This is a genomic window from Sulfitobacter faviae (genome assembly GCF_029870955.1).
In the GTDB taxonomy this organism is placed as follows: domain Bacteria; phylum Pseudomonadota; class Alphaproteobacteria; order Rhodobacterales; family Rhodobacteraceae; genus Sulfitobacter; species Sulfitobacter faviae.
Window position 1 is genome coordinate 2,324,910 of record NZ_PGFQ01000001.1, and the last position, 26,525, is coordinate 2,351,434.

Sequence of the window (26,525 nt, forward strand, 5' to 3'; positions counted from 1 at the left end):
GCAAATTTGCAAAATTGCGCTTTGGTCAGTTGCGCTCATCCGGTAGACTGGTCGAAATCACAATAGGGGTGCGTCATGAAAGACATTCTCGAACAACTGGAGCGGCGTCGCGAAGATGCGCGTTTGGGCGGCGGTCAGGCACGGATCGATGCGCAGCACAGCCGTGGCAAGCTCACCGCGCGGGAGCGCGTCGATCTGCTGCTCGACGAAGGCTCCTTCGAGGAATTCGACATGTTCGTCACCCACCGCTGCACCGATTTCGGCATGCAGGATCAAAAGCCCGCGGGCGATGGTGTGGTCACCGGCTGGGGCACGATTAACGGCCGCCTCGTCTATGTCTTTAGCCAGGATTTCACCGTCTTCGGCGGCTCGCTCTCGGAAACCCATGCTCAGAAAATCTGCAAGATCATGGATATGGCAGTGCAAAATGGCGCGCCGGTGATCGGCATCAACGATTCCGGCGGCGCGCGCATCCAAGAAGGCGTGGCAAGCCTTGCAGGCTATGCCGAGGTCTTCCAGCGCAACATCGAAGCTTCCGGCGTGATCCCCCAGATCAGCGTCATCATGGGCCCCTGCGCGGGCGGGGCGGTCTATTCGCCCGCGATGACCGACTTCATCTTCATGGTCAAAGACAGCTCCTATATGTTCGTCACCGGTCCGGACGTGGTGAAAACCGTCACCAACGAAGTCGTCACCGCCGAAGAGCTGGGCGGCGCCACGACCCACACGCGCAAATCCTCCGTCGCCGACGCGGCCTTCGAAAATGACGTGGAGGCATTGGCCGAGGTGCGCCGCCTCGTCGATCTGCTGCCCGCCAACAACCGCGAGAAACCGCCGGTCCGCCCCTTCTTCGACGATCCCAACCGGATCGAACCCTCGCTCGACACACTGGTGCCGTCGAACGCCAACACCCCCTATGACATGAAGGAATTGATCCTCAAACTGGCGGATGAGGGCGACTTTTACGAAATCCAAGAGGAATTCGCCAAGAACATCATCACCGGCTTCATCCGCCTTGAGGGGCGTACCGTCGGCGTGGTGGCCAACCAACCGATGGTGCTGGCCGGATGCCTCGACATCGACAGCTCGCGCAAAGCGGCGCGTTTCGTGCGTTTCTGCGACGCCTTCGAGATCCCGATCCTCACCCTGGTAGACGTGCCCGGCTTCCTGCCCGGCACCGGTCAGGAATTCGGCGGTGTCATCAAACACGGCGCGAAACTGCTCTTCGCCTATGGCGAGGCGACCGTGCCAATGGTCACCGTCATCACGCGCAAAGCCTACGGCGGCGCCTACGATGTGATGGCCTCGAAACACCTGCGCTCGGATTTCAACTACGCTTGGCCCACCGCCGAAGTTGCCGTGATGGGCGCCAAAGGCGCGACCGAGATCATTCACCGCAAGGATCTGAACGACCCCGAAAAGATCGCTAAACACACCAAGGATTACGAGGATCGTTTCGCCAATCCCTTCGTCGCCGCCGAACGTGGCTTCATCGACGAGGTGATCCAGCCGCGCTCTACCCGCAAACGGGTCGCCCGCGCCTTCGCCTCTCTGCGCAACAAAAAAGTGCAGACCCCGTGGAAGAAACACGACAACATCCCGCTCTGAGCGCCATCATGCAGCTTCATCCTTTCTCAAATACCGATCCCACGAGGGCCGCGCGCGGAACCCTCGGCGGGCTGGGTGGTTTTCCTTACAAAGGAGGACCGGATCATGCCGAATTCATCCATCAAGGACGAAGAGACCTACAAGTCCCTGCGCGAGGATGGGGCGAGCAAGGAGAAAGCCGCCCGCATTGCCAATGCGCAGGCCAACGACAGCCAGCACCCCGGCAAGAAGGGGGGCAAACAGCCGCCCTACGAGGATTGGACCAAAGACGCTCTCTACGACCGGGCGCAAGAGCTCGGGATCGAAGGGCGCTCGGACATGGACAAGGAAACGCTGATCGACGCGCTGCGCAACCACTAGGCGCTCTTCTGCGTCGGGTCTGGCTGCCAGCCCTGCTGGCGGTCGGGCTTGCAGGCCCCGCGCGGGCCATTGATGTCCCCTCTGGGCAAACCGTTGATCTGCAAGAGGTCTTGGTCGAGGAGCTCGGCGGTGAGACTTGGCTTCGCTTCCGTTTTATCGCGCCGCAGATTGCCAAAGGGCCGGGGGCCATCGCCTATGACCGCGCCGCGCCGGATATGGAACATCTCTGCGCGGTCGTCGCACTTCCTTACATGACTGAACATGCGCTAGCGGGGCAGGTGATCGTCGTCTCCCTCGCTGACCGTCCGGTGGAATTCGGCGCGGCCGACCCCGAAGCGACCCAGTATTTCGAAGCTTTCCGGGCGCAGGATGACACCTGCATTTGGGAGGGTTTGTGATGCACAGGCAATATCTTGCAAGAATCCGCCGATCCTCGGATTGGAATGATGCTTTGGAGTCACAACGCGACCGATTGCACTTGCAACCGTATCCATTGCCATGTGAATCGCATATGATGCGGTCAAGGAATACCCACGTATCCCTTACCTCAGAACCCGGGCTTGGCCGGCGTGTTGTCGTGTCAGGTTCATTTAACGTTAATAGGAGATTTACATGTCCAAGAGCATCAAGTTGCTGGCAGCCATCGGTTTCGTTGCAGCGGTTTCGGCCTGCGCGCAGCAAGAAGAAGAGTATGTCGTGGTCGAGCCCGAGCCCATCTCGGTTGAGCCCGTCTACACCGGCAAGTACAAGTAATGCCGTTGCAGGGCAGGCGTTTGCGCCTGCCCTGATCCCAGCCACCCCTGCAACCGGGAGGGGTGTCTGATGCCCGCCTATATGCTAAAACACCGCGGGTTCCCCGGGCGTCTGCCCGGCACCGATTTTCAATTCACCATTCGCCGCCCGAACCCCAAAGGGGTCACGCCCATCACCCGGCGTGAGCGTCGCCCCGACCGCCGCGCCCCGGATCGCCGCGCCGATACCGCTTTTGTCAAAGCCCTTTGGGAAGCCTTTGGCGAACATCCGTTCGAGCGTGGCAATCTGGATGCGGGCCGCCTGTCTTGGCTCTTTGGCCGTGAGGTTCTGCCCGCGACCGATCCTTTCGACCCTGCCGATTACGAAGCGCTGCTGGTGCTCGACGTGGCCGCCGCCCGCGCCGCCTTTCCCGAAGCTTTTGAGGATTGATCGGCATGATGTCGCCGCGCCTTTCCGCCGTTCAGCACCGCTTTGCCGAAGCCCGGCCAAGCCGCGCGGTGTGCTTGGCGCAAAGGCGGGCTTGCGGCAGGCTTTATGCGTCTGGCGGCGCGTCCGTTATCCCGCGTGCCGCCGAGCCTGAAGACCATACCTCTTCCTCTATCGGGCAGCCGATCCGCGCCTGCGCTCTGCTGTCCGACTTTTCCACAGGGTGGTTTTCAGGTCACAGCGCAGCAGGCCGAAAATCTGGCCGGGAACTTGTGCAGCGCCACGGCGTTTGTCGGATAGTAGACAGCAGTGAAGGAGCAGGCACATGTCCATTCGTAACATCATCCTCGCGCTTGGCGCGACAGCCGGTCTGGCCGCATGCGGCGACAACATCGGCGAACAAGGTTTGGGCGGCGCAGCCGTCGGCGCAGGTGCGGCAGCCGTCACAGGCGGGTCGCTGGCGCAGGGCGCAGCCATCGGCGCTGCAGCCAACGTCGGTTACTGTCAGCTCAACCCCGGCAAATGTAACTGATCCAGCTACAATAGCCGCTTTGCCCGCCATCCGCGCGGGCAGGGCGGCCTCCCTTTCATCTTTACCCCTACAGGCACCCGCGCAGCCCCGGCTGACGCGGCTTTTTGCGTTGCCTGCATTCGTCAAAGGAACCGCTGATGTTTGACAAGATCCTCATTGCCAACCGAGGCGAAATCGCCTGCCGTGTGATCAAGACCGCCAAGAAAATGGGCCTGACCACCGTGGCGATATATTCCGATGCAGACGCGCAGGCGCTGCATGTGGAAATGGCGGATGAGGCCATTCACATCGGCCCGCCCCGGCGAACCAGTCCTATATCGTCATCGACAAGGTGATGGAGGCGATCAAGCAATCGGGCGCGCAAGCGGTGCATCCGGGCTATGGTTTCTTGAGTGAAAACAGCAAGTTCGCCGAGGCGCTCGAGGCTGCGGGCGTGGCCTTCGTCGGCCCGCCCAAAGGGGCCATCGAGAAGATGGGCGACAAGATCACCTCCAAGAAGATCGCCAAGGAGGCCGGGGTCTCGACCGTGCCGGGTTACATGGGCCTCATCGAGGACGCCGAGGAGGCGGTGAAGATCTCCAATGACATCGGCTACCCGGTGATGCTCAAGGCCTCCGCTGGCGGCGGCGGCAAGGGCATGCGGATCGCTTGGAACGATGAGGAAGCGCGCGAGGGTTTCCAATCGTCCAAGAACGAGGCCGCGAACTCTTTTGGAGATGACCGGATCTTCATTGAGAAATTCGTGACCCAGCCGCGCCACATCGAGATTCAGGTGCTCTGCGATGCCCACGGCAACGGCGTCTATCTGGGCGAGCGTGAATGCTCGATCCAGCGCCGCAACCAGAAGGTGGTCGAAGAGGCCCCGAGCCCCTTCCTTGACGAAGCCACCCGTAAAGCGATGGGCGAACAGGCCGTCGCTCTGGCGCAGGCCGTGGGCTACACCAGCGCGGGCACCGTGGAATTCATCGTCGACGGCGACAAGAATTTCTACTTCCTTGAGATGAACACCCGCCTTCAGGTGGAACACCCGGTGACGGAGTTGATTACCGGCGTCGATCTGGTGGAGCAGATGATCCGCGTGGCCAACGGCGAAAAGCTGTCGATCACCCAAGACGACGTGACTCTGACCGGCTGGGCCATCGAAAACCGGCTTTACGCCGAAGACCCCTACCGCGGCTTCCTGCCGTCCATCGGCCGTCTGACCCGCTATCGCCCGCCGCAGGAGGTGGCCGCGGGGCCGCTTCTGGAGCAGGGCACATGGCAGGGTGACGCGCCCGCGGGCGACATGGCCGTGCGCAACGACACCGGCGTCTACGAGGGCGGCGAGATCTCGATGTATTACGACCCGATGATCGCCAAGCTCTGCACATGGGCGCCGACGCGCGCCGAGGCGATCGAGAAGATGCGCGTGGCGCTCGACAGTTTCGAGGTCGAGGGCATCGGGCACAACCTGCCGTTCCTTTCCGCCGTGATGGATCACCCCAAGTTCGTCTCGGGCGAGATGACCACCGCCTTCATCGCCGAGGAATATCCCGATGGGTTCGAAGGGGTGTCCCTGCCGGAGAGCGAGCTCCGCCGCATCGCCGCCGCCTGTGCCGCCATGCACCGCGTTGGCGAAATCCGCCGCGCCCGCGTTTCGGGCCGGATGGACAACCACGAGCGCAAAGTCGGCAGCGACTGGAACGTGAAGCTTCAGGGTGAGAACTTTGATGTGGTCACCAAGGCCGATCCCGAAGGGGCGACGGTGGCTTTCTCTGACGGCAGCGAAATGCGTGTGAGCGGCGATTGGACCCCGGGGGACCAACTGGCCGAGATGACCGTCGATGGCGCGCCTTTGGTGCTGAAGGTCGGCAAAATCTCAGGCGGCTTCCGGATCCGCACCCGCGGTGCGGATCTGAAGGTCCATGTCCGCACGCCGCGTCAGGCGGAACTGGCGGCCCTGATGCCCGAGAAACTGCCGCCCGATACCTCCAAGATGTTGCTCTGCCCGATGCCGGGTCTGGTGGTGAAACTCGACGTCGAAGTTGGCGACGAGGTTCAGGAGGGTCAAGCGCTCTGCACCATCGAGGCGATGAAGATGGAAAACATCCTGCGCGCCGAGAAGAAGGGCGTCGTCAGCAAGGTCAACGCAGGTGCGGGCGACAGCCTTGCGGTGGACGATGTGATCATGGAGTTCGAATAGGGTGCGACGCGCGGGCGATCAGGGCGGGCAGGGCGCGGGGCATCAGCGGTTGACGCCGCGCTCCTTCGCCTCTCTGATTTCTCGCTGCCTCAGCGGCATCTTGTCGATGCTACGAGTGATCTCGCGCACGTCCCAAGGGAAGGGTTTGCGCAGCTCGATCTGGCCTTCCTTGTCGACCAGCACCAGCATGAAACCACGCGGGCGCATCCGCATCCGCAGCGGGCTCTGCGCGGCGGGGTCGGTATCGGTCAGCACGACGACATCGCGCAGGCGCAACTCATCCTCGCGCTCGCGGAGGTATTCCATCTGCGCGACGAAGGCGGGGTCATTCTCGGAATTGGCAAAGACCAGTACGGGCCGTTTGGTCCATTGGAAGGTGCTGAGATCGGCCATATCGGCAGGCAGGAACAACGGATCCTCCACCGGGGCATCGGCCCCTTGGGCCATGGCCGCCGTGGTCATCAATCCTGCAAAAACTAGTGAGATCAAACGTTTCATCAAGGCTCCTGTCCCCTCAAATATAGGGGGCCTGTGCCAGTTTGCGAAGGGCAAAGCGCCGCAGGGGGTATTTATCCCCCTAGGGGCGCGGCCTTTGACAATTCAGCCGCCACAGTTGCGCAGGCCGATGCCTGCCGCCGGGCGCTAAGGGAGAAGGACAAGCATATGACATCCGACCAAAAGGACGCGAAGGCGCGTTGGCAGGAACTGGCTACCGGCGAATTGCGTGGGCGCAGCCTTGACGATCTGACGTGGAAGACGCTGGAGGGGATCGACGTCCAGCCGCTCTACACCGCCGAGGATGTGGACGGGCTTGAGCATCTCGGCAGCATCCCCGGCGAGGCGCCCTTTACACGCGGCGTGAAGGCGACGATGTATGCGGGCCGCCCTTGGACGATCCGGCAATATGCGGGTTTCTCTACGGCGGAGGAATCCAACGCCTTCTACCGCCGCGCGCTTGCTGCCGGGCAGCAGGGTGTTTCGGTGGCCTTCGATCTGGCGACGCACCGCGGCTATGACAGTGACCATCCCCGCGTGGAGGGCGATGTCGGCAAGGCGGGCGTGGCCATCGACTCGGTCGAGGACATGAAGATCCTCTTCGATGGCATCCCGCTTGATCAGGTGTCGGTCTCCATGACGATGAACGGCGCGGTGATACCGATCCTCGCCAATTTCATCGTCGCGGGCGAAGAGCAGGGCCATGACCGGGCCAAGCTCTCGGGGACGATCCAGAACGACATCCTCAAGGAATTCATGGTGCGCAACACCTATGTCTACCCGCCGGAGCCGTCGATGCGGATCATCGGGGACATCATCGAATATACTTCGGACCACATGCCCAAGTTCAACTCGATCTCGATCTCGGGCTATCACATGCAGGAGGCGGGGGCGAACCTCGTGCAGGAACTGGCCTTCACCATCGCCGACGGGCGCGAATATGTGCGCACGGCGATTGCGGCAGGGATGGACGTCGACCGCTTCGCGCCGCGTCTGTCGTTCTTCTTCGCCATCGGCATGAACTTCTTCATGGAGGCCGCCAAGCTGCGCGCCGCGCGGCTGCTCTGGTCGCGGGTGATGGAGGAGTTCGAGCCTAAGAACCCCAAGTCCTCAATGCTGCGCACCCATTGCCAGACCTCCGGCGTCAGCTTGGCCGAGCAGGACCCTTACAACAACGTGGTCCGCACGGCCTACGAGGCGCTTTCGGCGGTCTTGGGCGGCACCCAGTCGCTGCACACCAATTCGCTGGATGAGGCCATCGGCCTGCCCACCGACCATTCGGCGCGCATCGCCCGGAACACCCAGCTGATTTTGCAAGAAGAGACCGGAATCACCAATGTCGTCGATCCGCTGGCGGGCAGCTACTACGTCGAGAAGCTGACCGCCGATCTGGCCGAAGCGGCGTGGAAGCTGATCGAGGAGGTCGAGGAGATGGGCGGCATGACCAAGGCCGTGGCCTCGGGCATGCCTAAGCTCAGGATCGAGGAAGCCGCGGCTCAGCGTCAGGCGGGCATCGACCGCGGCACCGAGGTGATCGTGGGCGTCAACAAGTACCGCCGCGACAAGGAAGAGCCGATCGACATTCTCGACGTCGACAACGTCAAGGTGCGCGCAGGACAGGTGGCGCGTCTGGAGCGCATCCGCGCCGAGCGCGACGAAGAGGCCGGCACCGCCGCCTTGGCGGAACTGACACGGCGGGCGGCCGAGGGCGGCAACCTGCTCGACGCCGCGGTCGAGGCCGCGCGCGCACGCGCCACAGTGGGGAAATCAGCATGGCGATGGAAAAGGAATTCGGAAGGCACCGGGCCGAGGTCAAGACGCTCTCAGGCGTTTACGGCGCGGCCTACGAGGGCGACGCGGGCTTTGCCGACATCCAGAAGTCGGTGGATGAGTTCGCCGAGGCCGAGGGCCGCCGCCCGCGCATGCTGGTGGTCAAGATGGGTCAGGACGGCCACGACCGCGGTGCCAAGGTGATCGCCACCGCCTTTGCCGACATCGGCTTTGACGTGGACGTGGGCCCGCTGTTCCAGACGCCCGCGGAGGCAGCGCAGGATGCGGTGGACAACGACGTGCATGTCATCGGCATCTCGAGCCAAGCGGCGGGGCACAAGACGCTGGCGCCGCAGCTCATTCAGGCGCTGAAGGATGCGGGCGCAGAGGATATCCTCGTGATCTGCGGCGGGGTGATCCCGCAGCAGGACTACAAGTTCCTGCAAGACGCGGGCGTGAAGGCGATCTTTGGGCCCGGCACCAATATCCCAACCGCCGCGCAGGACATCCTGAAGCTGATCCGCGAGACGCGGAAGTGATGCAAGACGACGGAAGCGCCGCCCTGAGGGGCGGCGTGATCCGCCGCGCCGGGGCGCAGGATGCCGCCGCCGTGGCGGCGCTCTGGAACGGTATGATCCGCGACAGCCTGTCGACCTTCACCACCGAGGAAAAGACGCCAGAGGAGATCGCAGCGCTGATCGCCGCCCGGGCCAATGCCTTTTGGGTGGCCGAAGGGGAGGGCGCGGTGCTGGGCTTTGTCACCTATGGCAGCTTTCGCGGCGGGCCGGGCTATGCCGCGACGGTGGAGCATAGCATCGTTCTGTCCGAGGCGGCGCAGGGGCAGGGGCTGGGCCGCGACCTGATGACACAGGCCATAGAGGCGGCAGCGGCGCAGGGCCGTCACACCATGGTCGCCGCGATCAGCAGCGCTAATCCCGGCGCTGTGACGTTCCATGAAAAACTGGGCTTTGCGCAGGTCGGGCGGATGCCCGAGGTGGGGCGCAAACATGGGCGATGGCTCGATCTGATCTTGATGCAGAAAACGCTGACTGCATCCTGACTTCCCCGATGCCAGCGGTTAAGCTGGGGGCCGAATACCAAAGGGTCAGCCCATGTCGATCTGGACGCGCATCTCCGAAGCTCTGTCAGCCCTCACCGCGGGCGAAGGGCTGTCGGCTGTCTTTGACCGGCTACGCAGCCCGCCCGAGCGCTCGGTCGCCTTTACCATCGCGGTGATCGCGCTTGGCGCCAAAATGGCCAAGGCCGATGGGCTGGTGACCCGCGATGAGGTGACTGCCTTTCGCGAAGTGTTCCAGATTGCCGAGGCGGATCAGGAAGGGGCGGCGCGGGTCTTTAACCTCGCCCGCCAAGACGTGACCGGTTTCGAGGATTACGCCCGCCGCATCGCGCGGATGTTCAGTGACCAGCCCCAGACCCTGCATGACCTGATGGAGGGGCTGTTTCACATCGCGATGGCCGATGGCATCTACCACCCCAACGAAAACGCCTTTCTTGAGGATGTGGCCGCGATTTTCGGCATGGATGAAGAGGCTTTCGCCTCGCTCAAAGCGCGTTTCGTGCCCGATAGCTCGCCCCTGCCGCGCACGGTTCTGGGCATCGGCCCCAATGCGACGTTGGAAGAGGCCCGCCGCGCGTGGCGGCGGCTGGTGCGCGAGAACCATCCCGACGCGCTGGTGGCGCGGGGCTTGCCGCAAGAGGCGATCAAGATGGCCGAGAAGCGCATGATCGACATCAACCGCGCATGGGAAACGCTCTCGGGCAAACACGCTTGATGCGCATCGCGACCTACAATGTTGAGTGGTTCGCGAGCCTTTTTGACAATGACAACCGGCTTTACGACGATGACGCTTGGGCCGGGCGGCATGGGGTGACCCGTGCGCAGCAGACGGCGGCTTTGGGCCAAGTGTTCAACGCGCTGGGTGCCGATGCGGTCATGGTGATCGAAGCGCCGAACCACGGGCGGCGGCAATCCACCGTGGCGGCGCTTGAGCATTTTGCCGCGCGGTTTTCCCTGCGCACGCGGGCCGCCGTCATGGGGTTTTCCAACGATACCGAGCAAGAGATTGCGCTGCTCTATGATCCCGACAAGCTCAGCGCCCGCCATGTGCCGCAGGGTGCCGCCGATGCCCCGCGCTTTGACCAGACGCTGCGGATCGACCTTGACGTGGATGCGACGGAAGACGCGGTGGTCTTTTCCAAACCGCCCTTGGAGTTGGAGGTCACCACGAAGGCCGGTTTCGCCTTTCAGATGATCGGCGCGCATCTCAAATCCAAAGCGCCCCATGGGGCTAAGTCCGAGGCCGATGTGCTGCGCATCGCCATCGCCAACCGACGCAAACAATTGGCACAGGCGATCTGGCTCAGGCGGCGGATCGACATGCATTTGGCGGCGGAACGGCCCGTGATGGTCTTGGGCGATCTGAACGACGGGCCGGGGCTGGATGAATTCGAAAGCCTGTTTGGCCGGTCCTCGGTCGAGATCGTGCTGGGGCAGGGGGCGGCGGCGCTGTTCGACCCTCATGCCAAACAGGCGCTCAGCCGCCGTTTGGGGGCCGCGCCGACCAGCGCGCGTTTCTGGATCGCGCCGGAGGAACGCTATCTTCAGGCGCTGCTTGACTACATCATGGTCAGCCCGCAGATCGCCGCCCCTGCGGCCCGCTGGCGGATCTGGCACCCGATGGATGATCCGGCCTGCTGGCAAAATCTCGCCCTGCGTGACGCGCTGCTGGCCGCCTCGGATCACTTCCCCGTCACGCTGGATGTCGATCTTTAGGCGGGGGGCTGCCAGCGGCGTGGCGTAAGACTGGACATGCGCGCGGCGCCGCCTACCTCAATCCCATGACACGCTTTATGCCCCTTATCGCCCTTTGTACGGTGCTGCCCCTCGCAGCCCATGCGCAGGAAGAATCCGAAGAACGCGGCCTCGGCTTGATGGAGCGCGGCGCGCAGATGTTCATGGACGGGATCATGGATGAGATGGGCCCGGTCATGGAGAGGTTTGAAGGGGTTACCGAGGCCATGCGCCCCGCGCTGCGTGACTTCGCGCGGGAGATGGGGCCGAAGCTTACGGAGCTCTTGGACGAGGTCGAGGATTGGAGCGCCTATCAAGCGCCCGAGATGCAGCCCAACGGCGATATCATCATCCGCCGCAAGCCCGATCACCCGATGGTCCCGCCAGAGACTCCAACCGAACCCGCGCCGCAGATCGAGCTTTAACGCGCGGCGCGTTTGCCGGTCCGAACATGCACCTCTGCCTCAAGCGATTTGGCGAGTGAGTTCAGCCGCGCCTCTGCGACCTCGCCGAAAAGCGGCACCATGTCGGGGGTGAGCCAGAGTTCCAATTGCTTCTTCTTGGGGAACCAGCGCAATTCGCCGCGCTGTTCGCCCTTGTCCATCCAGAGCATCGCGCCAAAGCGCATGGCCTTGCCAAGGATTTCGGCCTCCAACCGGGTCTTCTCATCGACCATTTCATAGAGGTCTTCGAAACGGGTGTTCTCACGCTTGTTGGAATAGCGGTGCAGCAGGGCCAGCCCGAGGTAGATGCGTTCGGCGTGTTTCAGCCCGCCGAGATTGGCGCGGGTGGCATTGTCGAAACAGGTCTCGGCCCGGTAGTCGGGATGCGCGCGCCAACTGACATCATGCAACAGGCAGGCCGCTTTGACCAAACGCCTGCGGGCGTGGGGGGCAGAGCGGTAGAGCGGCAGGATGAAGTTATAGAGCACCTTGCCGAAACCGGGCATCCGCGCGTCCTTCGCCTCGGCGAAATAGCAGGCTTCGATCAGCGGATCCCGGTCGCGCAGGCGCTGCGGCATCTGCTCATAAAGCATGCCTTCGCGGATACCGTAGCTGGAGATGGCGATGTCCTTGGGCCGAAAAGTCTTGACCAGACGGCTGAGCACCTCGGCGGCGTAGGGCACCAGCGACATCCGGCTGGAGGAGACGCCGCAGGCATTGCGCAATTCCTCAAGGTCGGAAGTTTGGATGAATTTCACTGTTTCGCGAACCGAGGTCACGGTCATGCGGTATTCATGCAGCACATGCAGCGGATAGCCCCGGCGGTACATGTCGATCCGCGCGATTGCCCGCCATGAGCCGCCCACGAGGAACAGCCGGTCGCGCTGGCTGCCCATTTTTTCCTGAAGCCCGGTGATGACCTCTTTGATATGCGCGTGCCGCCCTTTGGCGCCGCCCTTGAGGTCGCGCAGCTTGAGCGGGCCAAGCTGGGAGGTGACCCGCCGCCCGACGCGCCCGCCCGAGATTTCGGCAAGCTCCATCGAAGAGCCGCCGATGTCGCAGACAAGGCCGTAAGCGCCGGGCCAGCCCAAAAGCACCCCTTGCGCCGAGAGCCGCGCCTCTTCCTCGCCGTCGATCACCCAGATGCGCAACCCGGTTTCGCGCAGCACATCGGCGCAGAAGGCGCGGCCGTCGCTGGCATCGCGCACCGCCGCCGTGGCGACGACGGTAAGCTCCGACAGGCCCATGCCATCGGCCAATTTGCTGAACCGTCGCAGTGCCGAGAGGGCGCGGGCGCGCCCTTCGGGGGACAGATGCCCGGTCTCGGCCATGCCCGCGCCCAAGGCGCACATGATCTTTTCGTTGTAGAAATAGGCCGGAGAGCGCGCTGCACCGTCAAAGACCACCAGCCGGACGGAGTTCGACCCCACATCCACCACGCCCACGCGGGCCAGCGCCCGCGCGCCCGGATCCTGAAACAAGGGTTTTCCGAAAAGGCCCAGTTCCGCCACACCCGTCTCAGGGACGGGGGCGGCTCGGGAAGGGTCGGTCTGGTCTGCCATCAATGCTCCTGCGGGCCATCCGTTTCACTGGATAATTGGCGCAGGGGGGCGGTGAGGTCAATTGCCAAAGGGCGCTTGCCGGTCAATCCTCGGTATGGGTCAGCTTGGGCACATCCGAGGCCCCGGCGCTGCCCCGGCCCGAGAGCGAGGGGTTTTCCATGAAAAAGCGGTGGCAGTTGAAGGCGAAAGTGCCTTCGGGGATCGCCGGGCGGGTGAATTTACCATCCGGCCCCATGACCCAGCTTTGCGCCACGTCAGCCAGATTGGCCGCCATGATCTGGCTGGTGATCTGCGCCTTGACGGTGGGGTTTTCGATCTCGACCAACGTCTCAACCCGGCGGTTGAGGTTGCGGCCCATCCAGTCGGCCGAAGACATGAAGACCCGTGCCTTTTTATGCGGCAGCCCGTGCCCGTTGCCGAAACAGACGATGCGGCTGTGCTCCAAAAAGCGCCCGATGATGGATTTGACGCGGATGTTGTCCGACAGCCCCTTCACCCCGGGGCGCAGCCCGCAGATGCCGCGAATGACGAGGCTGATTTCCACCCCGGCTTGGCTCGCGTCATACAGCGCGTCGATCACCTCGGCGTCGATCAACGCGTTCATCTTGGCCCAGATCACAGCGGGGCGTCCGGCGCGGGCATGTTCGGCCTCGGCGCGGATCATCTCAAGCAAGCGCGGCTTCAGCGTTGTGGGGGAGATGGCGAGATTTTCCAACTGCTCTGGCGGGGCGTAGCCCGACAGGAAATTGAAAACTTTCGTCGCATCGCGCCCAAGGCTCGAATCGCAGGTGAAGAGCGACAGGTCCGTATAAATCCGCGCGGTGATCGGGTGGTAATTGCCGGTGCCGTAGTGGGTATAGGTCACCAATTGGTCACCCTCGCGGCGCACCACGGTCGAGATCTTGGCGTGGGTCTTGAGGTCGAGAAAACCGTAGACCACATGCGCGCCCGCCCGCTCCAGCCGGCGCGATTGGCGGATGTTGGCAGCCTCATCAAAGCGGGCCTTCAGCTCGACCAGCGCGGTGACCGATTTGCCATCCTCCGCCGCTTCGCAAAGCGCGCTAACGATGGGGCTGTCGCGCGAGGTGCGGTAGAGCGTCTGCTTGATCGCCACCACATCCGGGTCGCGGGCCGCTTGGGCAAGGAAACGCACCACCATGTCGAAGGTCTCGTAAGGGTGGTGCAGCAGCATGTCTTTCTGCCGGATCGCCGCGAACATATCGCCGTCATGGTCGCTGACCCGCTCAGGCACGCGGGGGGTAAACTGCGGCCAGAGCAGGTCAGGCCGGGCATCGGTCACCAGTTTTGACAGGTCAGCGATGCCCAACATGCCGTCGATCTCGATCACGTCTTGGGGGCGCACGCAAAGTTCGCGCATGACGACGGATTTCAGCTTTTCCGGCGCGCCTGCGGAATGGGTCAGGCGCACGACCTCGCCCCGGCGGCGGCGTTTCAGCGCGACTTCGAATTCCCGCACGAGGTCTTCGGCCTCATCCTCCACCTCAAGATCGCTGTCGCGCAGCACGCGAAATTCAAAATGCGCCTTGAGTTTGTAGCCCGGAAAGAGGTTGGGGATATTGATGATCAGCAGATCTTCAAGCGGCAGATAGCGCAGGCAGCCATCGGGGGCGGGCAGGGGCACGAAACGGTCGATCTGCGCCGGGATCGGCAGCAGCGCCTGTAGCGGGCGTTTGTCGCGGGTCCGCTCCAGTTGCAGCGCCAGCGCGTAGCCGGTGTTGGGAATGAAGGGGAAGGGGTGCGCGGGGTCGATCGCCAACGGCGAGAGCACGGCGAAGACTTGGTTGAGGAAGACCCCTTCGAGATGTTTGTAATCGGCCTCGGTCAGGTCGGCGGTGCGCTCCAGCATGATGTTCTGCGCGTCCATCTCGGCCATGAGGTCGACCAGCACGCGTTGCTGGGACATCATCAGATTGCGCGCGTCTTCGTTGATCAACACCAGTTGCTCGCCGGGGCTCAGCCCATCGGCGGCGGCGGTGGTGTTGCCCGCCTGCGCAAGCTCGCGCAGGCCCGCCACGCGCACGGTATAGAATTCGTCCAGATTGGTTGCGGAGATCGACAGGAAGCGCAGCCGCTCTAACAGCGGCACGCGCGGGTTCTCGGCCTCTTCCAGCACCCGCCAGTTGAAGTCGAGCCAGCTCAGCTCACGGTTAAAGAACCGGCCCGGCCCGGCGGTGTCGAGATCGGGCAGATCGGTGGCGGGCGGAAAGGGCGCTTGCAGGAAATCGGCTTGGGTCATGCGGGCCTCATGACATTGGAATGTAACGGGTTTGCGAAGGCTTGCGTTAATTATTCCAGTATCACGCGCGAGGCGGGGCGATGTCCAGCACCTGCGCGGCCAGTGCGCGGGTCAGGGGGCGCTTCTGCGCAAGGCTGGCGGCATCCAGCCGGTCGACCAGCGCGATGGCGGCGGCGAAAGAGCGGTCCATCCGCGTCATGAGGTAGTTGATCAGCTCCGGCTTGGGCGTCAATTGCCGGTCGGCCAGCAGTTTGACCAGCAGGGCCGAGAGCAGCGCATCGTCGGGCGCCTCCATCTCGACCATCGTGGCGCCGCGCATCCGGCTGACCAGATCGGGCAGCGTGAGGCCCCAATGCGCCACCGGCCCGGTGCCGGTGAGCAGCAGCGCCTGACCTTCGGCCAGCACGAGGTTGTGCAGATGGAACAGCGCCGTTTGCGCCGCCGCGTCCCCGGCGATCAGATGCACATCCTCCACCGCCACGGGGCCACGGGCAAGGGCGGGAATATCGGCCTCCAGCAGGTTCGCCGCACTGATGATCCGCGCGCCGGAAAGGTCCGCCCAAACATGCGTCAGATGCGTCTTGCCCGAGCCTTGCGGCCCGGTCAGCGCCAGCTTGCCGCCTGCCCAACCGCGCCATCCGTCGATCATCGCCATGGCCATGGCGTTGGAGGGGGCGACAAAGAAAGCGTCGCGGCCCAGAGCCGTTCGGCTGGGCAGGTTCAACCCGAGTTGGTGGGCCATGTTAGCGGATGTCCTCGTCGACGGTCGTTTCAGGCTCGCGGCCTTTGTAGAGCACGCTTTCGCGGTAGCGCGCCGTGGCGAAACGCGCGATCACCCCGATGGCGGCGGCCACGGGCACCGCGACCAGCAGACCCACGAAGCCGAAGAGCGTGCCGAAGACCGACAGCGCCAGCAGCAGCCAGACCGGGTGCAGGCCGACCGAATTGCCGACGAGCTTTGGTGTCAGCAAATTGCCCTCGACCACTTGGCCCAGCACGAAGATCCCCGCGACGAGACCGATGGAGAGCCAATCCCCCAGAATTGGAACAGCGCCAGACCGATCGCCAGCGCCCCGCCGATCAACGCGCCGAGGTAGGGGATGAAGGTGACCAGCCCCGCGACAAAGCCGACGACGAGGCCGAATTGCAGCCCCACCAGCATCAGCGCCACGGCGTAATAGGTGCCAAGGATCAGGCAGACCGTGCCCATGCCGCGCACGAAAGAGGCCAACGTCGCGTCAATCTCGCGCGCCAATTGGCGAATCGTAGGGGCATGGTCGCGCGGCAGCAGCCGGTCGATGGCGGCGACCATACGGTCCCAATCGAGCAGCAGGTAAACCGCGACCACGGGGACGATGACGAACAAGAGCAATACGTTGATCAGCGAGGCAAAGGAGGCCAGCGCGGTTTGCAGCAATTGCCCCCGCGTTCCTGAATGGTGGTGCCCAGCGTCGTCAGCGAGGTGCGCAGGGTCGAATCGTCATCCAAGAGAGAGGGGAAACGGTCGGTGATGAAATCGGTGAAATTACGGGTCAGCTTGGGCGCGGTCTCGATCAAGTTCACGGTCTGATTGACCAGCGTCGGGATCACCAAAAGCGCCATCAGCACGAAGACCAAAAGCGCCACCACGGTGATGACGGCGGTGGCCATCGTACGGCTGAGCCCCAAACGCTCCAACCGGTCGGCCACGGGGTCGAGGAAATAGGCAATCGCCCCGCCCAGCAGGAAGGGCAGCATCACATCGCCGATGAACCACAGCGCCACCATGAACACCGCTGCCGCGATGCCCCAGTACTTCAATTGGTCTCTGATTGGCAGGGCCATGGCGATCTCCGGCAGGGAATGCCATCACATCGCCCATGTGGCGTTTCGTTTCAAGCCTTGGCTGCGGGTGACGCGCGCGTCAGGGGCGCGGAACGGGCAAGTGGTGGAACTGGCCCAGCGGGCCGCCAGACCTCAGCGATGTGATTGTCTCGCCCTTTGACATGCACTAGTCAGGGGGCAATGCGTCAATGAGGAAACACCATGCGTCTGTCCCAATATTTTCTACCCGTGCTGAAGGAAAACCCTGCCGAGGCGCAGATCGTCAGCCACCGGTTGATGCTGCGGGCGGGGATGATCAAGCAATCCAGCGCGGGGATCTATTCTTGGCTGCCGCTGGGCTACAAGGTGCTGCGCAAGGTCGAAGAGATCGTGCACCAAGAGCAGCAGCGCGTGGGCCATATCCCGATGCTGATGCCGACGCTGCAATCGGCGGACCTGTGGAAGGAATCGGGCCGCTATGACGCCTATGGCCCCGAGATGCTGCGCATCCGCGACCGGCAGGACCGCGACATGCTTTATGGCCCCACCAACGAGGAGATGATCACCGACATCTTCCGCAGCCATGTCGGCTCTTACAAAGACCTGCCGCTGACGCTCTACCACATCCAGTGGAAGTTCCGTGACGAGATCCGCCCGCGTTTCGGCGTGATGCGGGGGCGTGAGTTCCTGATGAAGGACGGCTACAACTTCGACCTCACCAAAGAAGACGCGTTGCACGCCTATAACCGCCATCTGGTCAGCTACCTGCGCACCTATGAGCGGATGGGCCTTCAAGCGATCCCGATGCGCGCCGACTCTGGCCCCATCGGCGGCGATGACACGCATGAGTTCCTCGTGCTGGCCGAAACGGGCGAGTCGGAGGTTTTCTATGACAGCGAGATCACCGATCTGACCTTTGGTGACCGCGAGATCGACCCAAATGATCACGACGCCTGCCGCGCGGTGCTCGAAGAGTTCACCTCGCGCTACGCCCGCACGGATGAGACCCACGACCCGGAGGTATTTGCCAAGGTACCGGAAGAGCGCCAGCGCAGCGCCCGCGGCATCGAAGTGGGGCAAATCTTCTATTTCGGCACCAAATATTCCGACGCGATGAACGCCAAGGTGCAAGGCCCCGACGGCAAACAGGTGCCGGTGCATATGGGCAGCCACGGCATCGGCGTCAGCCGCCTGCTGGGCGCGATCATCGAAGCCAGCCATGATGACAAGGGCATCATCTGGCCCGAGGGGTGACGCCTTTCCACGCGGGGATCGTGAACCTTAAACAGGGCGATGCGGAGGCCGACGCCGCCTGTGACGCACTTTACAACAGCCTCAAGGCGCTGGGCCTCGATCCGCTTTATGACGACCGCAAAGGCGGGGCGGGGATGAAGTTCGCCACGATGGACCTCATCGGTCTGCCATGGCGCATCACCGTCGGCCCGCGCGGGCTGAAGAACGGCGTGGTCGAACTTACCAGCCGCCGCACGGGCGAGAGCGAGGAACTGCCGCCCGAACAGGCGGTTGAGAAGATCGCCAAGATCTACGCCGGTATCGTCTGAGGGCCGCGATGATCCTGCGGACGCTGACATTGGCCGGTGGGATCGTAAGCGCAGGCATTGCCGCACAAGGCCCGGGGTTCACCCGGGCCTATGTGTTTCAACTGGAGGCGGCGGAGCAGCGCCTCGCCAAAGTCGTGGCGGATTTCGATGCCGCCGCGCAGGCCGCAGGGCTGAACCGGGAAGGCGCCGTGGCGCGGCTGCGTGGATCGGCGCTGCTGGAACGCCGGGGCTTGGACATGCGCCGCAACATCGAACGGCAAGGGTGGCTTGAGGCCGCATTGCCACGGCTCCAGTCAGCGGGCCCGTTCCTGCGCTGCTATCTGCTATGGCGCAGCCCGGATGCCGAAGCTTTGCGCGCCGCCCTGCGCGGCTTTGCCCCCACCGCCCCGCGCAGCCGGGTCGAATGGCTCTTCGCCGGTTTGGGGTTCACCGCGGGGGCCAGTCTCACCGGCCTGCTGCTGTGGCTGCCCACATGGCCCGCGCGCTTCCGCCGCCGCCGGGCATTGCGTTCTTGACCCTGCTGGGGCAAAGCCTCAGGTTGCGCGCACCTCAGACCGGAGCCTTCCCGCATGGCCAGCAAACCCACACGCACCGCCCCATTCGCGGCCTTTGAATGGATGATCGCTTGGCGCTACCTGCGCGCCCGCCGCGCCGAAGGGGGCGTCAGCGTCATGACGTGGATCAGCCTCATCGGCATCACGCTGGCGGTCTTCGCGCTGATCGCCACGCTCTCGGTGCGCTCAGGGTTTCGCGCCGAGTTCGTCGACACGATCCTCGGGGCCAATGCCCATGTCACCGTCTACACGATGGGGGAGGTGCTGCCCAACGGCCAGATCGACCGCACCATCGACGATTACGAGGCCATGGCCGAGCGGGTGGCAACCGTCGAAGGCGTGACCCGTGTCGCCCCGCTGGTGCGGCAACAGGTCATGGCCAACCGCCGCCAGTCGAACGCAGGCGTCGAGGTCTTCGGCATCGCTTCGGATGATTTGATGACCATCCCCGGCATCCAGCCTTCGGAGCGTTCTTTCGGTGACATCACGCGTTTTGAAGAGGGCATGGCCATCGGCAGCGGCGTGGCGCAGTCCTTGGGCGTGCAGGTCGGCGATAGCGTCAAGCTGATCTCGCCCAATGGGGTCAAGACGGCCTTTGGCACCAGCCCGCGGGTCAATGCCTATGAGGTGGTCTATATCTTCTCTGCCGGGCGCTACGACATTGATAAAACTCGGGTTTACCTGCCGATCACCGAGGCGCAGAGCTTTTTCAACCGCGAGGGCGTGGCCGATGAGCTGGAGGTCATGGTCGAGGACCCGGAAGGGGTGGATGCCATGGCGCCCGCGCTGATGCAGGCGGCGGGTGAGCGCGCGCAGGTCTGGACGTGGCGCGACGCCTCAAGCTCCTTCCTCTCGGCGCTCGATATCGAGGACCGGGTGATGTTCGTGATCCTCAGCGTTCTGGTGCTGATCGCGGCGATGAACATCGTCTCGGGGCTGATCATGCTGGTCAAGAACAAGGGCCGCGACATCGGCATTCTGCGCACCATGGGGCTGAGCGAGGGCTCGGTGCTGCGGGTCTTCTTCATCTGCGGGGCCTTCACAGGCATCATCGGCACCATTGCGGGCGTGGTGCTGGGGTGCTGTTTGCCACTTACGTCGACCAGATCTTCGGCTTCGTGAACTACCTCAGCGGTGGCAATGCCTGGGACGCTTCGATCCGCGGCATTTATTTCTTGCCCGCGAAACTGCAATTGGGCGATGTACTCTCAGCCGTGGCGCTGTCGCTTGGCCTGTCCTTTGTCGTCACGATCTTTCCCGCCCGCCGCGCGGCGCGGATGAACCCGGTGGAGGCCCTGCGCTATGAATGATCCCGTCCTGCGCCTGAGCGCCATTTCCAAGGCCTACAACCCCGGTGCGCCGAATGAGGTGCAGGTGCTGCGCGGCATCGACCTTGCCGTCGCCCCCGGCGAGGTGGTGGCGCTGGTCGCACCCTCCGGGGCCGGCAAGTCGACGCTGCTGCATATCGCGGGGCTTCTGGACACCGCCGACAGCGGCACGGTGGAGATCGCGGGCGATGACCTTACCGGCCAGAGCGACCGCCGCCGCACAGCCGTGCGCCGCGCCGACGTGGGCTTCATCTACCAGTTCCACCACCTGCTGCCCGAGTTCACAGCGCTGGAAAACATCGTGCTGCCGCAGCTTGCCAATGGCGTGGCGCGCAAGACGGCCGAGGCGCGGGGCGGGAGCTTCTGACGCAGGTGGGCATCGCCGAGCGCGCCGACCACCGCCCCGCCGCCATGTCGGGCGGCGAGCAGCAGCGGGTGGCCTTCTGTCGCGCGCTGGCCAATGAGCCGCGCCTGCTGCTGGCAGACGAGCCCACGGGCAACCTCGACCCCTCGACCTCGGATCAGGTCTTTGCCGCGCTGATGGCGCTGGTGCGCGGCACCGGGCTTTCGGCGGTGATCGCCACGCATAATCTCGAACTGGCGGCCCGGATGGACCGTCAAATTCGGCTCGACGCGGGGCAGTTGGTGCCGGTCTGACTCAGCCGCAGATGTTTTCTAACTCGACCCCGTCCCAGGGCAGGCCCACGTCATAGGAGCGGCTTTGGGGCAGGGGGCCACGGGCATGACCTCCGACAGCATAGCGTGCAGCCGCTTGGTGCGCGGCGCCTGCGGATCAAGCGCGCGGCAGCAGACGAATTCCTCCACGACCGAGCCTTGTTGCTCATAGCCGAAATCGAGGAACCGCGGCTTGGTATCCACGTCGAAGAGGTAGGGGTCCGGGCTGGTGAACTGCTCGGAGGCCGCACGCAGGGGCGTGTAGCCGGTGAGGTCGCGGTTCTGCCATTGCCAGACATGGGTGATCTCATGCGCCAGCAGCATGGCGGCGATCAGCCCGATGCGGTCGGGGTGATCGGGCAGGTAGTCCTCAAGGTACCAATCCTTGTCGAACAGCACATGGTTGAAGAGCGCCACGGCGGCGGGTTTCGAGGTGACGGTCTCGCCCACCTGCGGCGGCAGGATACGCTCGCGGCAGGTGGTGCGCGGGCGGGGTTTGCGGCGGAAGGTGACAGCGCGGGTGGGGGCGCCGTCATGCAGGCGCACGCGGTCGTAATCGACCGAGGCGCCGTGAATGGTGGCGAGATAGGCGCGTTCGTTGTCCGTCAGCGGTCGACCGCAGGCGGCGAGGAGGAGGCAGAGGAGAAGCGCGCGGATCATGGGATGAGTTAGGCGCGGGGGAGGCTGCGGATCAAGGGGGAAGTTTGGACAACCGCGAAACATTAGGGCCGCGCCCGACCTCGGGCCGAAGGGCTACTTGGAAAAGGTCCAGTGGACCTTTTCAGCCCGGAGGGCGGCGCAAGCCGCGGGGTGCACGCATGTGCGCCCTCCCCGTGGGGGAGGGTGAAGACCGTCTCGCAAACTCTCTGGGGAGAGTTTGAGGTCTGAACGGGCGGAGCCCCGGACAGGCGCGGCCCGGGACGGGGTCCCGGGCGGGGCTAGAGCGCCCTAGGCATATACCAAGCTCGTGGAGACCGCATTGCGTAGTTTGGACGGAAAACACGCCCGTCTGGACCTATGGCTAATGCTGTATGGCAATTTCGCATTCGGACGTTCTTGAAGGTTCCGCCACCCATGCGGTTTTGTGCTTCAGATAGCGAAACTAGGTTTCCTCCTAAATTCAGCTCTCCGTCGATTTCCACCTCATCCCCTCGGAAGTCGATTGTTAAGAATACGTTCCCTTTTGCGCGGCGGAACTTAACCCAATTTGTCTTAAACTCGATGTCCCAGAACTGCCCGATGCTAGCGGCCATAACGTTTTGCTTTATTTCGACCTCAGGCCAAAATTCTTCATCAGGAATAAAGACGTTCAGTCTGAACTCTCCGTCTATCTGTCGATATCCGATAATCGAGTTTCCCCCGTAGTCTATTGCTGTGACGCAATCTTCTACGATCATTGAGCCTAACCTAAGAACTCTCTGTTCTCGATTCCCGCCGAGGTACCCACTTATCTTTCCGTTGCGAATATTGATTGGATTGGCTTTGGCTGAGTAGGACTTAGCTTTGGGAAGTTTTCCATACTCCGAGTGATGACTCGGGCAAAGGGCAACCATATGTTCTGGTTTGAAGTGCTTTTCTTCACGCCATTCAATAATATGATGGTATTCAATAATTGGACAGCCGCAGACGGCGCACCCAAATCCAGCTTCTTGACGAAGTTGGCGTGCGATCGCGGCAGGTGGCGTTCTACCCCTCAAACATCCAACTCCTCCACAAACTGCGCGTTCTGCTGAATATAAGCGAACCGCATCTCCGGCTTCTTCCCCATCAGCCGCTCGACCAGATCCCCGGTCTCGCCCGGCACGTCTTCGTCCACGGTCACGCGGATGAGCTTACGGGTCTCGGGGTCCATCGTGGTCTCTTTGAGGTCCTTCGCGTCCATCTCGCCCAGACCCTTGAAGCGGCTGACGTCGATCTTGCCCCTGCCGCCGAGGCCCTTCTCCAGCCACAGGTTCTTCTCGGCTTCGTCTAGGCAATAGACCCGCTTGGCGCCTTGGGTGAGGCGGAAGAGTGGCGGGCAGGCGAGGTAGAGGTGCCCTGCGTCAATCAGCGGGCGCATCTGGGTGAAGAAGAAGGTCATCAGAAGCGAGGCGATATGCGCGCCGTCGACGTCGGCGTCGGTCATGATGATGATCTTGTCGTAGCGCAGATCGTCGAGGTTGAACTTCGTGCCCATGCCAACGCCGAGCGCCTCGCAGAGGTCGTTGATCTCGGCATTGGTCGACAGCTTGCTCGAGGCCGCGCCCAGTACGTTGAGGATCTTGCCCTTAAGCGGCAGCAGCGCCTGTTTCTCGCGGTTGCGCGCGCCCTTGCCGGAGCCGCCGGCGCTGTCGCCCTCGACGATGAAAAGCTCCGTGCCCTCGCGCGATTTGCTGGTGCAATCGGTCAGCTTGCCGGGCAGCCGCAGCTTCTTGGTGGCGGATTTGCGGGCGGTCTCTTTCTCTTGCTTGCGGCGCATCCGCTCCTCGGCGCGCAGCACGAGGAAGTCGAGGATCGCGCCCGCGGATTTCGTGTCCGCCGCCAGCCAGTTGTCGAAATGGTCGCGCACGGCGTTTTCGACCAATCGCTGCGCCTCGGTGGTGGCGAGACGGTCCTTGGTCTGGCCCACGAATTCCGGCTCGCGGATGAAGCAGGAGACCAGCGCGCAGCCCCCGGTGATCAGGTCGTCGCGGGTGATGTCCTTGGCCTTGCGGTTGTTGGCCAACTCGCCATAGGCCCGGATGCCTTTCAGGATTGCGGCCCAGAAGCCGCTTTCGTGTGTGCCGCCCTCGGGCGTGGGGACGGTGTTACAGTAAGACTGGATGAAACCGTCGCGCGCCGGCGTCCAGTTGATCGCCCATTCGACCTTGCCCGGCACGCCGAAGCGTTCCTGAAAATCGACCGTCCCGGCAAAGGGGTTCTCGGCGTAGGTCGTGGCCTTGCCCAGCGTCTCGCGCAGGTAGTCGGCGAGGCCACCGGGGAAGTGGAAGGTCGCCTCCATCGGGGTGTCGCCGTCCTCGATCTCGGACTTCCAGCGGATCTCGACGCCAGAGAAGAGATAGGCCTTGGAGCGGACCATCTTGAGCAGACGCGCGGGCTTGAAGCGATGCGCGCCGAAAATCTGTTCGTCGGCGTGGAAAGTGACGGTGGTGCCGCGCCGGTTGGGCGCCGCGCCGATCTTCTCCACCGGGCCCTGCGGGATGCCGCGCGAGAACCGCTGCTCGAAAAGCTCGCGGTTGCGCGCGACCTGAACCACCATGGAATCCGACAGCGCGTTCACGACCGAGGCGCCCACGCCGTGCAGACCGCCCGAGGTCTGATAAGCCTTGCCCGAGAACTTACCGCCCGCGTGCAACGTGCAGAGGATCACCTCAAGTGCGGATTTGTCTGGGAACTTCGGGTGCGGGTCGATCGGAATGCCGCGGCCGTTGTCGCGGATGGTGACCGAATAATCGGCGTTCAGCTCCACCTCGATGCGGTTGGCATGGCCCGCGACCGCCTCGTCCATCGAGTTGTCGAGCACTTCGGCTACCATGTGGTGCAGCGCGCGTTCATCGGTGCCGCCGATATACATGCCGGGGCGTTTGCGGACGGGCTCCAGCCCCTCCAGCACTTCGATGGAGGAGGCATCGTATTCGGTGGGTTCCTGGCCGGAAAGAAGGTCGGTCATGCGGGCCTGCTCTTTGTTTGTGGGTGGGGGCCATTTTGACAGCCCCGCGCGCCGGGGGCAATCGCGGGTTTGTCTTGGGCTGCTGTTTTGCCCCGGTCAGCCAGCTTTGGCGCGCAGCCAGTCGGCAAGGGTCTCTTCGTCGATGCGGCCTTGGGCCACTTCGCGGATCAGATCGCCTGCCTCGATGGTTTCGTGGTCGATCCGGATGCCATTGAGGTGAAGACAGACGATCATGGTCTTATAGGCGGTGCGTTTGTTCGCATCATTGAAGACATGACCGGTGGCCACGGCGACGCAATAGGCGGCGGCAAGATCGAAGGTATCCGAAATCATCCCGTAAACCAGCCTGTTGTCCACGCGGCCCAGTGCCCCATCGAGCGATTTATCCAGCGCCCGACCCGCGAGTTCACCGGGGTTCAAGACGGCATCGTGAATCGTTTCGACAAGCTCGGCGTTCAGCAAAACATGGGTCATTTGTCTTTGAGGTAGTCGAGCACGGGCTGGGTTTGCTCACGGGTGGCGGCAATGCTCTCCATCACCTCATCCAGCGTGGCCACGCGCGGCTCTTCTTGCAACGTCGCCTCGGCGGGCACGAAATAGCCCACGCAGCGCGAGTTCTTCATCACCGCCACGGGCTTGCCGCCCGAGCGTTCCAATACCTTATGCGGCTCGCGCATTTCGGTCATGGTGGCGATGTGGTTGGTGTGAATGCGGGTCATGGCGCGGCTCCTGAATGCATATCCTAATATACATTATTTCGCCCATTTTACAAGGGCCGCTGCCCACACCAGTCGAGCACCGCCACCGCCACCTCCGACGGCTTTTGGTGGTGCAGCCAATGATCCGCCCCTTCGATCTCGACCCGCGTGAGGTCTGGCGCGAAAGCCTCCAACCCGGCGGTGGCTTCGGGCAGCAGGGCGGTGTCTTCCGTTCCCCAAATCAGCAGGTGCGGGCAGGGGACGCGCAAACGGTCGACCGGAAATTCTGGCAGGTCGCGCAGGGGCTTGCCCGGCGCGGCGACTTGCAGGGGGGAGGCGCGATACCAGTTGATCATCGCCCTGAGTCGCCCAGGCCGCCCCCATTCCGCGCGGTAGTCCTCAAGCCGCGCGGGCGTCAGCCAGCTGAGGTCCATATTGGCGGAAAAAAGGTCGAGCAGCCCCGCGAAATCGTCCCTTGCCAGCCGCACCGCGCTGCCTTCGGCGCGCAGGGCGTTGATATATTGCGAAGCGCGCGACTGCGCGCCGCCTGCGGCCATGGCGCGCTGAAACGGCACCGGATGCACGCCGTTGAGCACGATCAGCCGGGCCACCAGCTCAGGCCGGAACATCGCCAAAGCGTAGCCCACGGAGGCCCCCAGTCATGTGCCAAGACGGTCACGGGCCTGTCGCCGATCAAAGCGGCCATATCGGCCATGAGATGCGCCATCGCATAGGGTTCGATCCCCTCGGGCGCGCTGCTTTGGCCATAACCGCGCTGGTCGGGGGCGATGCAATGGAAGTCTTGGCACAGCAGCGGTGCCAGATCACGCCACGCGCCGCCGTATTCGGGAAAACCGTGGAGCATCAACAACGGCGGCAGGCTCTCATCGCCCCAGTGACGAATGAAAATCTCCTGACCGTTCAATCGGCGGGTTTCGGTCCGTGTCGGTTCCATCGCGAGCCCTCCTGCCATCAGCTTTGCTGTTAAGGGCCGCGGACGCAAGGATTTCATGGCAAAACAGTGGCATCGACACCCCGCAAACCCATGGCAGAGCG

At 63.5% G+C, this 26,525-nt stretch carries 20 protein-coding genes and 7 pseudogenes; 16 read left to right on the forward strand and 11 right to left on the reverse strand.

The genetic code is table 11. The features are described 5' to 3' along the window. The first annotated feature begins 75 nt into the window (after positions 1-75). The 7 genes and pseudogenes from CUR85_RS12010 to CUR85_RS12040 all read left to right on the forward strand — a co-directional run bounded on the left by CUR85_RS12010 (position 76) and on the right by CUR85_RS12040 (position 5,861). Positions 76-1,608, forward strand: a complete 1,533-nt coding sequence (locus CUR85_RS12010) for an acyl-CoA carboxylase subunit beta (RefSeq protein ID WP_067261649.1) — start codon at positions 76-78, stop codon at positions 1,606-1,608. A 105-nt stretch (positions 1,609-1,713) separates the two neighbouring features. Further along, positions 1,714-1,968: a DUF7218 family protein gene (locus CUR85_RS12015; RefSeq protein ID WP_067261647.1), complete on the forward strand. Its 255-nt coding sequence runs from the start codon at positions 1,714-1,716 to the stop codon at positions 1,966-1,968. Beyond that, positions 1,866-2,366 carry a DUF6497 family protein gene (locus CUR85_RS12020; RefSeq protein ID WP_269451578.1) on the forward strand — a complete coding sequence of 167 codons (501 nt, stop codon included), beginning with the start codon at positions 1,866-1,868 and terminating at the stop codon, positions 2,364-2,366. Before CUR85_RS12015 ends, CUR85_RS12020 begins: the two co-directional genes overlap by 103 nt. Before the next feature lie 214 nt (positions 2,367-2,580). Further along, the gene (locus CUR85_RS12025; protein WP_168613065.1) at positions 2,581-2,721 is read left to right on the forward strand and encodes a hypothetical protein; all 141 of its coding nucleotides are present in this window, start codon (positions 2,581-2,583) and stop codon (positions 2,719-2,721) included. An 81-nt stretch (positions 2,722-2,802) separates the two neighbouring features. Further along, on the forward strand, positions 2,803-3,150 hold the full coding sequence (locus CUR85_RS12030) for a hypothetical protein (RefSeq protein ID WP_067261657.1): 348 nt from the start codon (positions 2,803-2,805) through the stop codon (positions 3,148-3,150). A 322-nt stretch (positions 3,151-3,472) separates the two neighbouring features. After that, positions 3,473-3,679: a hypothetical protein gene (locus CUR85_RS12035; RefSeq protein ID WP_067261646.1), complete on the forward strand. Its 207-nt coding sequence runs from the start codon at positions 3,473-3,475 to the stop codon at positions 3,677-3,679. A gap of 137 nt (positions 3,680-3,816) precedes the next feature. Continuing rightward, positions 3,817-5,861, forward strand: a pseudogene (locus CUR85_RS12040) (acetyl-CoA carboxylase biotin carboxylase subunit). Positions 5,862-5,903: 42 nt separating this feature from the next. Here CUR85_RS12040 and CUR85_RS12045 read toward each other — a convergent pair. Next, complete coding sequence (locus CUR85_RS12045; protein WP_067261639.1) at positions 5,904-6,359, reverse strand: DUF4174 domain-containing protein; 456 nt, start codon at positions 6,357-6,359, stop codon at positions 5,904-5,906. A 165-nt stretch (positions 6,360-6,524) separates the two neighbouring features. Here CUR85_RS12045 and scpA point away from each other — a divergent pair. From scpA to CUR85_RS12070, 5 genes and pseudogenes are all read left to right on the forward strand, one after another. Beyond that, a pseudogene (scpA, locus tag CUR85_RS12050) lies at positions 6,525-8,665 on the forward strand (methylmalonyl-CoA mutase). Next, positions 8,665-9,186 carry a GNAT family N-acetyltransferase gene (locus tag CUR85_RS12055; RefSeq protein ID WP_067261636.1) on the forward strand — a complete coding sequence of 174 codons (522 nt, stop codon included), beginning with the start codon at positions 8,665-8,667 and terminating at the stop codon, positions 9,184-9,186. Before scpA ends, CUR85_RS12055 begins: the two are co-directional and overlap by 1 nt. Before the next feature lie 52 nt (positions 9,187-9,238). Continuing rightward, positions 9,239-9,919, forward strand: a complete 681-nt coding sequence (locus CUR85_RS12060; protein WP_067261634.1) for a molecular chaperone DjiA — start codon at positions 9,239-9,241, stop codon at positions 9,917-9,919. After that, positions 9,919-10,920, forward strand: a complete 1,002-nt coding sequence (locus CUR85_RS12065) for an endonuclease/exonuclease/phosphatase family protein (RefSeq protein ID WP_136720482.1) — start codon at positions 9,919-9,921, stop codon at positions 10,918-10,920. Before CUR85_RS12060 ends, CUR85_RS12065 begins: the two co-directional genes overlap by 1 nt. Before the next feature lie 77 nt (positions 10,921-10,997). After that, positions 10,998-11,363, forward strand: coding sequence for a hypothetical protein (locus tag CUR85_RS12070; protein ID WP_231886373.1), 366 nt, complete (start codon positions 10,998-11,000; stop codon positions 11,361-11,363). Here the strand turns inward: CUR85_RS12070 and CUR85_RS12075 are convergent. From CUR85_RS12075 to CUR85_RS12090, 4 genes and pseudogenes are all read right to left on the reverse strand, one after another. Next, positions 11,360-12,943: a Ppx/GppA family phosphatase gene (locus CUR85_RS12075; RefSeq protein ID WP_067265464.1), complete on the reverse strand. Its 1,584-nt coding sequence runs from the start codon at positions 12,941-12,943 to the stop codon at positions 11,360-11,362. The two genes, CUR85_RS12070 and CUR85_RS12075, sit on opposite strands and share 4 nt — an antisense overlap. A gap of 82 nt (positions 12,944-13,025) precedes the next feature. Beyond that, positions 13,026-15,200 carry an RNA degradosome polyphosphate kinase gene (locus CUR85_RS12080; RefSeq protein WP_067265467.1) on the reverse strand — a complete coding sequence of 725 codons (2,175 nt, stop codon included), beginning with the start codon at positions 15,198-15,200 and terminating at the stop codon, positions 13,026-13,028. 61 nt (positions 15,201-15,261) lie between these two features. After that, positions 15,262-15,942: an HdaA/DnaA family protein gene (locus CUR85_RS12085; protein WP_067265468.1), complete on the reverse strand. Its 681-nt coding sequence runs from the start codon at positions 15,940-15,942 to the stop codon at positions 15,262-15,264. Between the two features lies 1 nt (position 15,943). Continuing rightward, positions 15,944-17,024, reverse strand: a pseudogene (locus tag CUR85_RS12090) (AI-2E family transporter). Between the two features lie 201 nt (positions 17,025-17,225). Between CUR85_RS12090 and proS the strand changes: the two are divergent. The 4 genes and pseudogenes from proS to CUR85_RS12110 all read left to right on the forward strand — a co-directional run bounded on the left by proS (position 17,226) and on the right by CUR85_RS12110 (position 21,104). Next, positions 17,226-18,565: pseudogene (gene proS, locus CUR85_RS12095) on the forward strand (proline--tRNA ligase). Between the two features lie 8 nt (positions 18,566-18,573). Further along, positions 18,574-19,080, forward strand: a complete 507-nt coding sequence (locus CUR85_RS12100) for a DUF2937 family protein (protein WP_067265480.1) — start codon at positions 18,574-18,576, stop codon at positions 19,078-19,080. A 54-nt stretch (positions 19,081-19,134) separates the two neighbouring features. Next, positions 19,135-20,429: pseudogene (locus CUR85_RS12105) on the forward strand (lipoprotein-releasing ABC transporter permease subunit). Beyond that, a pseudogene (locus tag CUR85_RS12110) lies at positions 20,422-21,104 on the forward strand (ABC transporter ATP-binding protein). The pseudogenes CUR85_RS12105 and CUR85_RS12110 overlap by 8 nt, the downstream one beginning before the upstream one ends. Before the next feature lie 18 nt (positions 21,105-21,122). On the opposite strand, the gene CUR85_RS12115 reads toward CUR85_RS12110, so the two are convergent. The 6 genes and pseudogenes from CUR85_RS12115 to CUR85_RS12140 form a co-directional block, all read right to left on the reverse strand. Further along, the gene (locus tag CUR85_RS12115) at positions 21,123-21,782 is read right to left on the reverse strand and encodes a hypothetical protein (RefSeq protein ID WP_343245435.1); all 660 of its coding nucleotides are present in this window, start codon (positions 21,780-21,782) and stop codon (positions 21,123-21,125) included. 278 nt (positions 21,783-22,060) lie between these two features. After that, on the reverse strand, positions 22,061-22,819 hold the full coding sequence (locus CUR85_RS12120) for an HNH endonuclease signature motif containing protein (RefSeq protein WP_136720484.1): 759 nt from the start codon (positions 22,817-22,819) through the stop codon (positions 22,061-22,063). Beyond that, entirely contained in the window at positions 22,816-24,771 is a 1,956-nt protein-coding gene (gene parE / locus CUR85_RS12125; protein WP_067263654.1) for a DNA topoisomerase IV subunit B, read from the reverse strand. The genes CUR85_RS12120 and parE overlap by 4 nt, the downstream gene beginning before the upstream one ends. A gap of 96 nt (positions 24,772-24,867) precedes the next feature. After that, positions 24,868-25,245, reverse strand: coding sequence for a type II toxin-antitoxin system death-on-curing family toxin (locus CUR85_RS12130; protein ID WP_067263651.1), 378 nt, complete (start codon positions 25,243-25,245; stop codon positions 24,868-24,870). Continuing rightward, positions 25,242-25,490: a hypothetical protein gene (locus tag CUR85_RS12135; protein ID WP_067263649.1), complete on the reverse strand. Its 249-nt coding sequence runs from the start codon at positions 25,488-25,490 to the stop codon at positions 25,242-25,244. The genes CUR85_RS12130 and CUR85_RS12135 overlap by 4 nt, the downstream gene beginning before the upstream one ends. A gap of 47 nt (positions 25,491-25,537) precedes the next feature. After that, positions 25,538-26,424 (reverse strand): annotated as a pseudogene (locus CUR85_RS12140) (alpha/beta fold hydrolase). Positions 26,425-26,525: the final 101 nt, after the last annotated feature.